We start from the raw sequence: 13,697 nt of genomic DNA, 5'->3' as shown, positions 1-13,697 counted from the left end.
ATGACGCGTTCTCCACAGAGCGGGTCAGGACGCAACGAAACGATTGATTCAGCTGCGTGCTTAGGGAGACGCAGCATGGCTATGCAGCGACGTTCACCGGATGCGTCGCCCAGACATTCAGCGGATGGCTTCGCTCGGTCAGTCGAATGACCGTTGCGTCTTCAGGAGCCGCCATTGGCTGGGGGCGTGCTTGAACGGCAGTTCAGGGTCGACAAGAGCCTTTAGCTGCACGATGGCAAAATACCCAGGGCGGCCATATTGCACTGCCACAGATGACCCACAACCCCCAACAATCCCACGCCCAGAACCTCCTCACCTCCTTCTTCTGGAGTGGCGACGTCATTCGCAGCCGGCGCGTGAGCGACGTAGTGCTGTCTGGCACTGTCGACGTGCCTGAGCCGCCTGCGCGGCTGCTCGCAGATTGGGCAAGGGAGATTGCGTTCCGCATAATCCTGGAGCCGGGGGATGTCGAGGTCATGCCTCTGGCACGAGCGCGCGTCCGCTGGCCGGACTACTCGCGCTGCGTGCGGGCGGTGTCCGATTGGACGAGCTCGCGCGGACTGCCTGGAGTGCTTGCCTCGAGCGACGTGGCCCTCATGGCTTGCCGCGGCGCGAGGTATCACCATGACGGAGAGCAGTATGGCGGTGCAGCCTTCTGCAATCTCTTCCTGAGCGAGGATAAGGGGCAAGACGTACATTTTCCGTCGCTTGATCTTCGAATCCCGCTGAAGCGGGGGACGGTCTTGATATTCGATACCTGCCAGCCTCATGGGGTGATCCAGCGTGGTAGCAACGGTTTTGACGTAGCCGACTACCCGTCCGATCAAGATTGCACCCAGCTATTTCTGACCTGGGAGCTTCCTATCGAGGACCCCGCTGTCGGACAGGCGCTCAAAGTCACCTTCGACAGTGACCTTTCGAACGCGATGATGACCAATGAAGAGCAAGTGTGGCTGAACGGTGAAAGAGTCGGCGTACGCCCCGAATCAGGTCAGTGGCGCCGGGCTGACTAATGGGGTCAAATGTTGAACCAATGCACTGGATGCAGGCGACCTCAGCGTTTGGCCGACCTCGGTCGCTCCCTTTCTATCTGGCCGTCGAAGGTCGGCCAGGAGCAGACAGTCGTAAGGGGCGGCTTTCGGGTTGGCTAAGTGCGTATTCGACTTAGCACGATGCATCCGAGCACTGTAGTGGTCTAATGAATCCGGACACTGATTTAGGCGAGAATGGTCGCCATGAAGAGGTGTCTGATGAGCAAGCAACGACGTACGTTTTCCCCGGAGTTCAAACAGCAAGCCGCCTGTCTGGTGCTCGACCAGGGCTATAGCCATATGGAGGCAAGCCGCTCGGTCGGTGTCGGCGAGACGGTGCTGCGTCGCTGGGTGCAGCAACTTCAGATGGAACGCCAGGGCGTCACGCCGCAGGGCAAGGCAATCACGCCGGATCAACAGCGTATTCAGGAACTCGAGGCGCGTATCGAACGCCTCGAGCGTGAGAAGGCCATTTTAAAAAAGGCTACCGCGCTCTTGATGTCGGAAGGCATCGAACGTACGAAGTAATTGATCAGATTGGCGCAAGCGAATCGGTCGAACTGATCTGCGCGGTATTCGACGTATCGCGATCCTGCCTGTATGCGTACCGGGAGCGCGCCCAGCGCGTTGACGCCGAGCGCATGGCACTGCGTAGCCGGGTACACGAGCTGTTCGTCGAGAGTCGAAGCTCTGCCGGCAGCCGCAGCATCATGGGCATGATGCGCGAAGAAGGTACGGTGATTGGCCGCTTCAAGGTCAGCCGCCTGATGGAAGAACTCGGGCTTATCTGCAAGCAGCCGGGTCGCCATGCCTACAAGCAGGCCACGGTCGAGCGGATCGATATCCCGAATCATCTCAATCGTGAATTCGAGGTTGGTACGCCGAATCAGATCTGGTGTGGTGACATCACCTATGTCTGGGCGCAGGGCCGTTGGCATTATCTGGCCGTAGTGCTCGACCTGTTCACGCGTCGGGTTGTTGGCTGGGCGTTCTCGACACGCCCGGATGCCGATCTGGTCGTGCAGGCGTTGGAGATGGCCTATGAGCAGCGTGGTCGTCCGCAAGGCTTGCTGTTCCACTCGGATCAAGGCGGCCAGTATGCAAGCCGGAAATTCCGTCAGCGCCTGTGGCGCTATCGGATTCAGCAGAGCATGAGCCGTCGTGGAAATTGCTGGGACAACTCCCCGATGGAAAGGCTGTTCCGCAGCTTCAAGACGGAATGGCTGCCGTCAGTGGGGTACACGTCGACGCAGGAAGCACACCGGGATATCAGCCACTACCTGATGCACCGTTACAACTGGATACGGCCGCATCAGTTCAATGACGGACTGGCGCCGGCTGTTGCGGAAGAAAAACTTAACGCAGTGTCCGGGATTAGTTGACCACTACACACCAACCCCACAAGGGACGCGATGAGTCCGCCACGAATTGTGCTTTTCAAGGAGGCAAGGTTCGCGTTTCCCTCGGCAGGGGTAACCAAAACTTCATTGCCCGCGCGAGCGAATAGCACAGCCTGATCTGACATTCCGGAATCCGCGCCGGCTAGCCGCACCGTCAACTCAACTGGCGAGTGCTGCATTACGAAAAGGCATAGTGGAGAGGCGGGATCGCAATTTTGTCGCTGCAAGCCGCCGTCCCGCTTTTCAAACTCAAGCCGGCTCTTGCCGCTGGGCAGATACCTTGCCGTTACGACAATCTCTGTCGCCTTGGCGACAGCCCCAGCGTCTGGCATGTGCGTCAGGCTAATGGTGAAGATCACAAGCCAGAAGAGCGACATGACGGCAACCACGGCGCCCCAAAGAATTTGACCGAAGCGGCGCGGCTCTAATTTGCGGACCGCGTGGCCTTGAGATCCGGCCTGACTTGACGTTCCTGACTGAGGATCCGCTTGACTCATTGGAGCCTTCTCCTGTCGACGAAGTGCATCGTCATCCCAGCGGCCAATTCTACAATGCGTGTCATCCGAGACGGCCGCGCCAATGACCGTATTCGGGCGTCGAACCTGAGGAGGCGAATGTCGCTAGCGGGTCGAACAGAGCCCTTCCCCGGAATTCTGCGAAGCCCCTTTTTTATGCCCGTGCGGCCGTATCGCGTTGCACGACACGGCCGCACCGTCCGGCTTCACTGAAGCTGGCTACGCAGCGTCTTCGCGGCCGCGACCATGTTCGTGAGCGCCGGAACGACCTCGGCCCACTGACGCGTCTTCAGCCCGCAGTCCGGATTCACCCACAAACGCCGCGCCGGAATACGTTCTGCCGCCTTCCGCATGAGCTGCACAATGTGTTCCTCGGTCGGAATGTTCGGCGAGTGAATGTCATAGACGCCCGGTCCGATTTCATTCGGATACCTGAAGTTATCGAATGCGTCGAGCAGTTCCATATCGGAGCGCGAGGTCTCGATCGTGATGACGTCCGCGTCCATATCGGCGATCGACGCGATGATGTCGTTGAACTCCGAGTAGCACATGTGCGTGTGGATCTGCGTCTCGTCGCGAACGCCGTTTGCGGTGATGCGGAACGATTCCACAGCCCAGCGCAGGTACTCGCCCCATTGCGCGCGGCGCAGCGGCAGCCCTTCGCGCAGTGCCGCTTCGTCGATCTGGACCACGCGTACCCCGGCCTTTTCCAGGTCGAGCACTTCTTCGCGGATCGCGAGCGCGAGCTGGTAGCACGACACCGAACGCGGCTGGTCGTCGCGCACGAACGACCAGTTCAGGATCGTCACGGGGCCCGTGAGCATGCCCTTCATCGGCTTGTTCGTGAGCGACTGCGCGTAGGTAATCCATTCGACAGTCATCGCTTTGGGCCGGCTGATGTCGCCGAACAGGATAGGCGGCTTCACGCAGCGCGAGCCGTACGACTGCACCCAGCCGAACTGGCTGAATGCATAGCCGTCCAGTTGCTCGCCGAAGTATTCGACCATGTCGTTGCGTTCGGCTTCGCCGTGTACGAGCACGTCGAGCCCGAGCGCTTCCTGCTCGCGCACGCTGCGCTCGATTTCCTTGCGCATCGCGTCCTGGTAGCCCGCCTGATCAAGCGAGCCGCTCTTGAACTGGCTGCGCGCGTAACGGATTTCCGCGGTCTGCGGGAATGAGCCGATCGTCGTGGTCGGATACGCGGGCAGTTCGAGGATCGCGGCCTGCTTCGCTGCCCGCTCGGCGTAAGCGTGCTGACGGTTGCCGAGCTTCGCGTCGATACGCGCCAGTGCGGCCTTCACCGCCGGGTTGTTCACGCGCGGCGAGTTGCGGTGCGCGGTGACCGCGGCGGCGTTCGTGGCGAGTGCATCGGCGACCTTGCTGCGGCCTTCGTTGAGCGCCGTGGCAAGCAGCTTCACTTCGTCGAGCTTCTGGAGCGCGAACGCAAGCCACGAACGGATTTCCACATCGAGCTTTTCTTCGCTTGCGAGATCGACCGGCACGTGCAGCAGCGAGCACGACGGGGCGATCCACAGGCGATCGCCCAGTTGCTTCGCGAGGGGTTCGAGGCAGTCGAGCGTGGCGTTCAGGTCCGTCTTCCAGATGTTGCGGCCGTTGATCGCGCCGACCGAAAGCACACTCTGCGCGGGCAGCTTCTCTGCCGCGAGCGCGATTTCATCACGCGCGTTGATGGCGTCGATGTGCAGACCGTCCACGGGCAAACCGCACGCGAGGTCGAGATTTTCCTGCAGCTGACCAAAGTAGGTCGTGAGCAGCAGTTTGACTCCGCGCACTTCGAAGCCCTCATAGGCCCTCACAAACGCTTCGCGCCACGCCGGGTCGAGTTCGGTCACGAGAACGGGTTCATCGATCTGTACCCACTCGACGTCCATCACCTTGAAATAGTCGAGCAGTGCACGATACGCGGCCATGATGCGCGGCAGCAGCGTGAGCTTGTCCGAATCGTCCTTGGTTTTGCCCAACCACAGATAGGTGACCGGACCGACGATCACCGGCTTCGCTCGTACGCCGAGCGCCCGGGCCTCGCGCAATTGTGCGACGAGACGCGAGGTGTCGAGGTTGAACTGCGTGTCGGCCGTGAACTCGGGGACGATGTAGTGGTAATTCGTATCGAACCACTTCGTCATTTCACCCGCCGCAACACCGCCGCAGCACGCCGCATGTTCTTCTGCACCGGAGGCGGACCGGCCGCGTGCGACGCGGAAGTAGTTATCGAGCGCGTCGCCGTGAAAGCCATGCACGCGTGCCGGCAGGTTGCCGAGCGTGAAGCTCATGTCGAGCACCTGATCGTAGAACGCGAAATCGCCAACGGGCGAGAGATCGAGGCCGCGCTGGTCGTTCCAGTGACGCTCGCGTAGTTGCGCGCCGAGCGCCTTCAGTTCGTCGCGTGACGATTCGCCTTTCCAGTAGCGTTCGAGGCCGAATTTGAGTTCGCGTTTTGCGCCGATGCGCGGGAAGCCGAGATTGTGTGTCGTGACCATGGGAGCTGCCATCCGGTGAAATTTACAGGGACTGGCAGCGATGATAGGGTTTTCAATCCATGAAGAAAAATGGAATTATTTCATTCATCCATTAATTTTCTTCATGCCGTATCCTGGGCCGGACTCATCATGATCGAACGCTTTCATCTCACCCTGATCCGCGAAATCGATCGCCAGGGGTCTCTTACGGCGGCAGCAGGCGCGCTGCATCTGACGCAGTCGGCACTGAGTCACACGGTCAAGAAGCTCGAGACGCAACTCGGCACCCAGGTTTGGGAACGCGACGGGCGTAACTTGCGGCTCACCCAGGCGGGTCAATATCTGCTCTCGCTCGCCGAACGCCTGCTGCCGCAGTTCGAGCACGCCGAAGCGCGCATGAAGCAATACGCGAACGGCGAGCGCGGCACGCTGCGCATCGGCATGGAATGCCATCCCTGCTATCAGTGGCTGCTCAAGGTGGTGTCGCCTTATCTCGCGCGCTGGCCCGACGTCGATGTCGATGTGAAGCAGCGCTTTCAGTTCGGCGGCATTGGCGCGCTGTTCGGCTATGACGTCGACGTGCTTGTCACACCGGACCCGCTTCAGCGTCCCGGACTGCGCTTCGATCCCGTATTCGATTACGAGCAGGTGCTCGTGGTGGCGGAGGACCATCGGCTGGCCACGGCACGCTACGTGGAGCCCGGACAGCTTGTCGACGAGACCTTGATTACCTATCCGGTCGAAACCGATCGCCTCGATATCTACAACCAGTTCCTGCGGCCTGCGGGCGTCGCGCCGCGCCGCCACAAAACCATCGAGACCACCGACATCATGCTGCAGATGGTGGCGAGCAAGCGTGGCGTGGCGGCGCTGCCGCGCTGGCTAGCGGAGGAGTACGCGGATCGTATGCCCGTGGTGAGCGTGAAGCTCGGCAAGACGGGGATCGCCAAGCAGATCTTTCTCGGTACGCGCGAGGCGGATGCGTCGCTCGACTATCTGCAATCGTTCGTCGAATTCGCGCGTAAATCGAACTGGAAAGGGGCGCGCGTCAGGCGCTGAGCGCTGTATATCGCGGGTGATGTTCGGTGCGACGCCGGTCTCGGCGTTGTGATAGTTCAGCGTGGTGCCAGACATCGGCTGGCGCTTCGATTTGCCAGTGCCGCCATGGAATGACATTGAAAAAAACGCGCGGCTTCTTTTAGCGTCCGCTTGATTCCACAAGTTACGCGAACGGTGCGCGCGTCTCACCGGAAATGCAGCCAACCGGGACGGGAGCGGTCATTTACGACGCTCGCATCCCGTCTCCCGCTCATGCCGGTTTGTCGTGACCGGCGCCGCTGGGCCCCGATTGCGTATGTTGACCGTCCTTTTCAAACGCGTTGTATTTCCACTCCAGTTTTGCCGCTGCCGTTGCGGACGTTCGCATCACGTAAATCCCATACTCGGTCAGGTACGTTCGGCGACTCGTCGTCAGGAGAATGCTGTCTTTTCTGTCCTCGCAATCCAGATCGATCGCGTCCCCCTGAAGGCCCGCGCTCACGCGCGATGCGGGGTAATAGTGTGCTGCGTGGCACGTCGAATCGATGACGCGAAAGTTGATGAGTTGCGCCGTAGTGCCCGACGTGAACGTCGTACTGAACGTGCTGTCTTCCTGCGGTTTGCCCATGACGAACGGATTTTGCTCAACGGAGTGGGCCACAATGGGCATCGGGGCGACGGGCTGGAAATAGGACGTCGTTTCGGTCTTCAGGTAAAACAGATTGAGGTAGGAAAGACTGAACGTCGCCGCGCTGGGTATCCCGTTCGACGACACCTCATGGAGTTGCTGCACGAGTCCCGTGTCTTTTGCGTTGACCAGCGTCGATTTGAATTCGCTCGCGACGTTGTTCGCACCGACGTGGCCGGACACGACGCCCGAAATTGTCAGGATTTTGAAGGGCAGGGGATGGGTTCCGGTAGCCGGCAGCTTCTCCTTGATCGACGCGGGCAGAGAATCAATCGTAAAGTTCGCGGCGAGATAGGCGGGTTTATCCTTTGCGATATCTTTTACCGGCGTAAATTGCACGCATCCGGAAAGCGACCCTGCGATCGCGAGGAGAGCGCACTTAAGCGTGAGTGTGTTTCGCGTCTGATTTTTCATTGTCCGCTACCTTTTCTTTGTATCCAGAGTTCTTACCTGCAGGATCTCCAACTACAACCCGGCTCAACCTTAATTTATCGGCACGCGGGCGTATTTCTTTAGCTCGTGTTGCGATCAGTGAGTCAGGTTGGCGTACTTGTATAGTGGATGGTCGATATTTCGCATCCGTGGCTGGATGGAGATTTGGCGGACCAGGCTGGCTCGCGTTTGGACAGTCGGTTCTGGAAGGGGTGAAACGGTGCGGGTCGCGGCGATTGCCGGTTACCGGATTGAGCGGCATAGGCGTTTTGCGAACGCGCTGCAGCTAGGCGAGTGGTGCCGCTAAAAGATGAAAAAGGCCATGCAGCTCACGGCGGGTGCATTGCGTTCACGATGATCGTGAGTTTCGGCGCTGAGGTGCTGATGCGGAATACGACGCACGGCGCGCTGCTTCATCCCCCGAAGGCGAGGCTACGCTGTGGACCTGTCATCGAACGCGCGGACAGTGCCCGAGCGATCCGCACGCCACCACTAGAACGGCCAGTACAACGGACCAATGACCACAACAACCGCCAACGACCACAGCACGATCAGCGAGCCGATCTTCCAGTAGTCGCGAAACTCGTAGGCGCCTGGCCCGTAGGTCACGAGGTTCACTGGCGTGCTCATCGGCGTCATGTGCGCCGCGCCCGCGCCCAGTGCGACGGCGATGAGGAACGGTGTCGCGGAAACGCCAAGCTCCTGCGCGGAGGCGACCGCAATCGGCACCATGACGAGTGCTGACGAATTGTTCGCGATCACCTGGGTCAGCGCAGCGGCCACGAGAAAGAGCCCGGCCATCACCGCGCGAGGGCCGCCCGCGCCAACGGCCTGAATCACGAAATCGCCGAGTAGATACGCGAGCCCCGTATTCGACATCGCAGTAGCGAGCGGTATGAGCCCTCCAACCAGGATGCAGGTGTTCCAGTCGATGCTGTACAGCTGGTTCAGGTTGATCACGCGTGTGAGCACCATCAGCGTCACGCAGAACAGCGTCGCGACGGCGGCCGGCACCACATTGGTCGAGAGCAGCACAACGAGCAAGGCGAGGATAACGAGCGCCTCGCGAGCCCCGCGACCGAGCGCGACCGTCTGACGGCGGACCATCTGCGGAGAATCGACCATCAGGATCTGCGGGTCGGAGAAATGCTTGTCCAGCGCTTCCCATGTTCCCCTGAAAAGCAGATGGTCGCCGGCGAGCAACTGTGTCGATGGCTCAGCGACGTCCTGTCCGCCGCGCTGCACGGCGAGCACGATCAGATCGCCTTCGTGCGTCGCCATGCCCGGAAAAACGGTTTGACCGATCAGCGCCGAACGCGGCGGGATCACGACCTCGGCGAGACCTGCCGAGCGGTTGAAGAGGGCATTCGTGACCGCCTGCGATTCGGAGAGCGGTTCGCGGATCGCCAGATGCTGGTCGTTCGCCAGCCGGGCGATGCCTTTTGCGTCGCCACGAACCAGAAGGTTGTGTCCTTCCTTCGCTCCCTCGCCGGATACTTCGACATCCTGATCATCAAAAAGACCGAGCACGCTGACGCCCGGGTATTGCGACAGATCGATGCCGCTCGCCGCTTTGCCGATGAACGGCGACCCGGCACGCACACGTAGCCGGTACACGCCGTCCGCGATCCGGTATTGCTCGACGAGCGTATGGGCGTGCTGGCTGAAATCGGCTGGAAGCGAATCTGAACTGCGCTTCGGCAACAACAGCGGTCCCAGGACCAGAATAATGAAGAGCGCACCGCCGAACAGCGGAAGGCCCACGATCGACCATTCGAAGAAGCGGATCGGCGGTCCGCCTGCCGCGTCGGCCGCCGTCGACGCAATCACGTTCACAGGGCTGCCGAGCAGTGTGAGTTTCGCGCCGGTCAGGCATGCGATCGATACCGGCATCATCAGTTGGGAAGGCGCGAGCCGCGTGCGCACGCAGATGATGACCGCGATCGGCAACATGGCGACCACCGCGCCGTTCATGCCGATCAGGGCCGTGGAAATCGCGGACAAGATCAGGAGCGACGCGATCAGCCGCGTGCGGCTCGTGCCGGCATGGCGAATGAGCCACTGTCCCGCCCATGTGCCGACACCCGTCGTTTCGAGGCCGATTCCGATGCCGAGCAGCGCGGCGATGAACACGATCAGCGGATCGCCGAATCCGCTCAACGCTTCGCGCATCGTCAGCACGCCGGTCAGGTACAGCGCGAGCAGCGACATGACGGCGACGACCGCTGCCGGCAACTTGTTCCAGATGAACAGCACCATCGTTACGGCGAGGATCAGCGAGGTAACGATCATGGGGTTCATGTGTTCTACCCTTCGTATGGCGCTGTCGTGAGCCGCCGCCGGGCGGATCACGTGCCGTTCATGCCGTGCTCACGCGCGACCGCGGTGGCCCTCCGTCAAACCGGCCCGTGCAGGACTTAACAGGACCTGCAGGACCTAATAGCCGAGCGCGGCACCATCCCCGCGCGGATCCGCGCCGCCTTCGTAGAAGCCCTGTTCCGCGTCGATCCGGATCGCGTGCGCGTGGCCCATGTTGTCGTTCCAGTCGGTGACCATCTGAACCGGCTGGCCCCGGCGCTTCAGTTCGCGCACGACTTCGTCGGATATCCGCCCCTCGAGCGACATGTTGCGTGATTTGGTGCCCCACGTGCGCCCCATCAGCCAGCGCGGCGCTTCGATGGCCTGCTGCACGTCGTAGCCGAAGTCCACGATCCTCGTCACGAGCGCGGCTTGCGTCTGCGGCTGCCCCTCGCCGCCCATCGACCCGAACGCGAGGCACGGTTTGCCATCGCGTGTCATCAGCGCCGGAATCAGCGTATGGAAAGTCCGCTTGCCCGGCTGCAGGCAGTTGGGATGATGCTCGTCCAGCGAGAAGAACGCGCCGCGATTCTGCATGATGATGCCGGTGTCGCCCGCGATCACCGCGCTGCCGAAGTCGTGATAAATCGACTGGATCAGCGACACGACCATCCCGTTCTTGTCCGCGGCGCAGAAGTAGCAGGTGTCGCCGTCGGGCGCGCGGCGGTCGTGCGGATACTGATACGCGATGCCAGCCGGTACCGTCGCGATGTCCATCGCGCGTTTGGGGTCCAGCAGTTTGCGGCGTTCGTCGCAGTACGCCTTCGAGATCAGTTCGTCCACCGGAATCGCGACGAAGCGCGGGTCCGTCAACCACTCTTCGCGATCGGCGAACGCGATCTTTACCGCTTCGGCGATGTGGTGGTAATAGTCCGCCGTGCCATCGCCCCACGCGACGACGTCGTAACCCTCGATCAGGTTCAGGATCTGCAATGGCGTGAAGCCTTGCGTGTTCGGCGGCAGTTCGTAAATCGTATTGCCCCGGTACGTCGTACTGATCGGCGTCACCCATTCGGCCTGATACGCGGCAAAGTCGCTCGGCTGCAGCGGCGATCCGGCTTGCCCGATTCCGCTGCAGATCCGCGCGGCGAGATCCCCTTCGTAGAATCCTGCACGCGCACCGTGATCGGCGAGATGTTGCAGCGACCTTGCCAACGCTGCCTGCACGAGACGGTCGCCGTCCGCCGGCACACGACCGCCCGGCATGAAGATCGCAGCCGTTTCCGGATACCGCGTCAGGATCGGCACATCGTGCACCGTCCAGTCCGCGAGCGAGCGGGTGACCGGCACGCCGTCGCGTGCGTAGCCGATCGCCGGTGCGAACAGTTCTGCCCACGCGAGGCGCCCAAAGCGCTCGTGCGCGAGACGCCAGCCATCGATGGCACCCGGCACCGTTAGCGCGGCCTGTGCGCCGCGTGCCGCGATTTCGTCGCTGGCCGCGCCGCTCCCGCCGCTCCGATAGCGCGCCAACGTCGCGCCTTCGGCCGCAGGCCCGCTCGCATTGATCGCGTGGACCTGATCGCTCTTGCCGTCGGCGATCAGCCAGAATCCGTCGCCGCCCAGCCCCGCCATGTGCGGATAAGCGACGCACAGCACGGCGTTTGCCGCGATGGCGGCATCGACTGCCGTTCCACCGCGTTGAAGCATCTCGACACCGGCCTGGCTGGCGAGATAGTGCGGTGTCGACACCATCCCATGTGGCGCGCGGGTAGGTGGGCGGCCGGTACGAGGTCCGTTCGGATGACTCATGATGCGTTTTCCTGATGTTGGTCCGCTAGTTGGTCCACCACGTTCGTTTCTCCCGCATTCCGGAAGCGGTGAACGTGCTGCGGAAAAACGACTGGTCCAAAGGAGCGAAAGCGATGGCTCGATCAGGAAGCCCGATCGTCGAACTCGACGCCCGCGTCCCTCACCTTGTCATTGGAGTGATCCATGAACCGCGTGATGATGGGCAACACGCCGCCGGCGATCACGCAGAGAAACCCGATGCTCAGCAAGAGCGTGTTGTCGTCGGTCGCGCCCTTGCTGGTGAGCGGAAAGGCCGCGAACATCAGGATCAGCGCCAATGTTTCCGAAACGAGCTTGTCCATGCGATTCGCCTCACGCGAGTAGGACCAGGGCGATCGTGCCTATCCCGGTCAGGATGGCAACGATGATCGTCCACGGAATGGCCAGCCTCATCACCGCGCCTTCTTGTCCCTTGATGCCGCTGATGCTGGTTCCAAGCACGATATTCGCGGGGCCGATTGCGTTGCCGTAGGCGCTGCCCGCTGCCTGCGCGGCGACGATGGATTCCACGGGCAGCGAATGCAACTGCGCGACGTCGCTCTGCAGGCCGCCGAACAGCACATTCGATGCGGTGCTGCTCGACGTCATGAACGCACCTAGAGCGCCGATCATGCTTGCAATGCCCGCGTAGATCAGCGGAGGCGCTGTATCCGCTATACCGTGTGCGAGGACGATGGTCTGGCCACTGTGATCGAGGATGCGGCTCGTCACGAGGAATGCTATAACCGGCAGCGACGCAGGCACGCCATCGACGATCAGCGAGCGCCCGAGATTCTCCGTGCCGTGACGCGCTCCCCATGCCGCGTAGTAGCCGTTCGCGCGATAGACGATCCAGACGACGATGGCAGCGATCATCAGCATCGTTCCTGGGTGGGTCAGCGGCGAGAACGGCGCGTAACGCTCGATGGCATCATTGGTCACGCCGAATCCCGTGGTCACCTCCGGAAACGGAAGGCCGATACGGAATTGCCGCAGCGCATTATTCAGTGGATCGAAAAGCTGAACGCCCAGGGTGACGACCGTCAGCACGGCATAGGGCAGAAACGCCATGCCGATGCTCATCACCGGTTCATCCGATTCTGCTTGCGCGTGCGTTGCGGTGTCGTCCATCGCGGGGCGATCCGGTACGTCGGACTGCGGAACCGGCTCGCTGAAACGACGCCAGCGCGAGAGCGGATACAGCGCGATCATCGCGATGCAAGCGGCGAGGAACGTCGAGAGTTCCGGGCTCAGGAACGCGAACACAAGCTGACCGAATCCAAGTATCGTGCCGAGAATCAGCACGAGCGGCCACGCGTGACGTACCGCGGCCCAGCGCCCGTACAACCACACGATTAGCAAGCCGCCGAAGTAGGTCGGAATGAGCAGCAATAGCGAAGATTCGAACGCGGCCCGCGGTACATCCTGGACATCGGCGACCTGCAACGTCGCGAGCCAGCCGACGCCGAGCGTCCCGAAGAATCGTGCCCATGCATGCGCAATGATCGAGATGGCGGCTGCGTAGACGGGCCTTACGCCGATTGCGAGCAGGAGCGGGGCCACGACGGCGATCGGGGCACCGAAACCGGCAATGCCTTGAAGAAACGATGAAAACACCCAGCCGAGCCCGAGTATGACGAATAATTCATTTCGACTGAAACGGGAAATTCCGTGTCGAAGGGCGTCGTATCCGCCGGCCTGTTTGGTGATTTGATAAAGCAGAAGCGCTGGCCACATCACATACAGAATGAATATGGCGTCCCACACGCCCTTTGCGCTTGCGACCGCAAGGGTCGTGATCGGCGTGCGGAATGCAAAAAACGCGAGCAGGCCAGCAACGAACATCGCGCCAGGACCCGCCTCGGGGGCTCGCCAGCGAAGCGGCACGAGAAAGACAAGCAGGGCAACGATAGAAAGCGTTGCCAGAATCCAGTGAAGCAGGTCGACTGGAATGGTTGTCTCGTCCATGACGCTCCCTCGTTCCGTTG

9 protein-coding genes are annotated in these 13,697 nt (G+C 61.4%); 3 read left to right on the top strand and 6 right to left on the bottom strand.

Annotated features, from left to right (window positions below):
* Positions 1-272: 272 nt before the first annotated feature.
* Positions 273-1,013, top strand: a complete 741-nt coding sequence (locus tag L0U80_RS12040) for a hypothetical protein (RefSeq protein ID WP_233864359.1) — start codon at positions 273-275, stop codon at positions 1,011-1,013.
* 237 nt (positions 1,014-1,250) lie between these two features.
* A protein-coding gene (locus L0U80_RS12035) for an IS3 family transposase (RefSeq protein ID WP_233862016.1) occupies positions 1,251-2,413 on the top strand; the annotation gives its coding sequence in 2 pieces (ribosomal slippage) (positions 1,251-1,506 and positions 1,506-2,413; 1,164 coding nt in all).
* A 739-nt stretch (positions 2,414-3,152) separates the two neighbouring features.
* On the opposite strand, the gene metE is transcribed toward L0U80_RS12035, so the two are convergent.
* Positions 3,153-5,447: a 5-methyltetrahydropteroyltriglutamate--homocysteine S-methyltransferase gene (metE, locus tag L0U80_RS12030; RefSeq protein ID WP_233864356.1), complete on the bottom strand. Its 2,295-nt coding sequence runs from the start codon at positions 5,445-5,447 to the stop codon at positions 3,153-3,155.
* Between the two features lie 129 nt (positions 5,448-5,576).
* Here metE and L0U80_RS12025 point away from each other — a divergent pair, with 129 nt between their 5' ends.
* On the top strand, positions 5,577-6,485 hold the full coding sequence (locus tag L0U80_RS12025; protein WP_233864354.1) for a LysR family transcriptional regulator: 909 nt from the start codon (positions 5,577-5,579) through the stop codon (positions 6,483-6,485).
* Between the two features lie 250 nt (positions 6,486-6,735).
* Here L0U80_RS12025 and L0U80_RS12020 read toward each other — a convergent pair whose 3' ends face one another.
* The 5 genes from L0U80_RS12020 to L0U80_RS12000 all read right to left on the bottom strand — a co-directional run bounded on the left by L0U80_RS12020 (position 6,736) and on the right by L0U80_RS12000 (position 13,677).
* Positions 6,736-7,566: a hypothetical protein gene (locus L0U80_RS12020; protein ID WP_233864352.1), complete on the bottom strand. Its 831-nt coding sequence runs from the start codon at positions 7,564-7,566 to the stop codon at positions 6,736-6,738.
* Between the two features lie 510 nt (positions 7,567-8,076).
* Positions 8,077-9,885 carry an SLC13 family permease gene (locus L0U80_RS12015; protein WP_233864350.1) on the bottom strand — a complete coding sequence of 603 codons (1,809 nt, stop codon included), beginning with the start codon at positions 9,883-9,885 and terminating at the stop codon, positions 8,077-8,079.
* A gap of 135 nt (positions 9,886-10,020) precedes the next feature.
* Positions 10,021-11,691: a gamma-glutamyltransferase gene (gene ggt / locus L0U80_RS12010; protein ID WP_233864348.1), complete on the bottom strand. Its 1,671-nt coding sequence runs from the start codon at positions 11,689-11,691 to the stop codon at positions 10,021-10,023.
* Positions 11,692-11,813: 122 nt separating this feature from the next.
* Positions 11,814-12,032, bottom strand: coding sequence for an EmrB/QacA subfamily drug resistance transporter (locus tag L0U80_RS12005; protein ID WP_233864347.1), 219 nt, complete (start codon positions 12,030-12,032; stop codon positions 11,814-11,816).
* Between the two features lie 10 nt (positions 12,033-12,042).
* Positions 12,043-13,677: an L-lactate permease gene (locus tag L0U80_RS12000; protein WP_233864345.1), complete on the bottom strand. Its 1,635-nt coding sequence runs from the start codon at positions 13,675-13,677 to the stop codon at positions 12,043-12,045.
* Between the last annotated feature and the right edge of the window lie 20 nt (positions 13,678-13,697).

Origin of the sequence: Paraburkholderia adhaesiva, assembly GCF_021390575.1 — a bacterium.
Taxonomy (GTDB): Bacteria; Pseudomonadota; Gammaproteobacteria; order Burkholderiales; family Burkholderiaceae; genus Paraburkholderia; species Paraburkholderia adhaesiva.
This window is presented reverse-complemented; position numbering and strand designations above follow the sequence as displayed.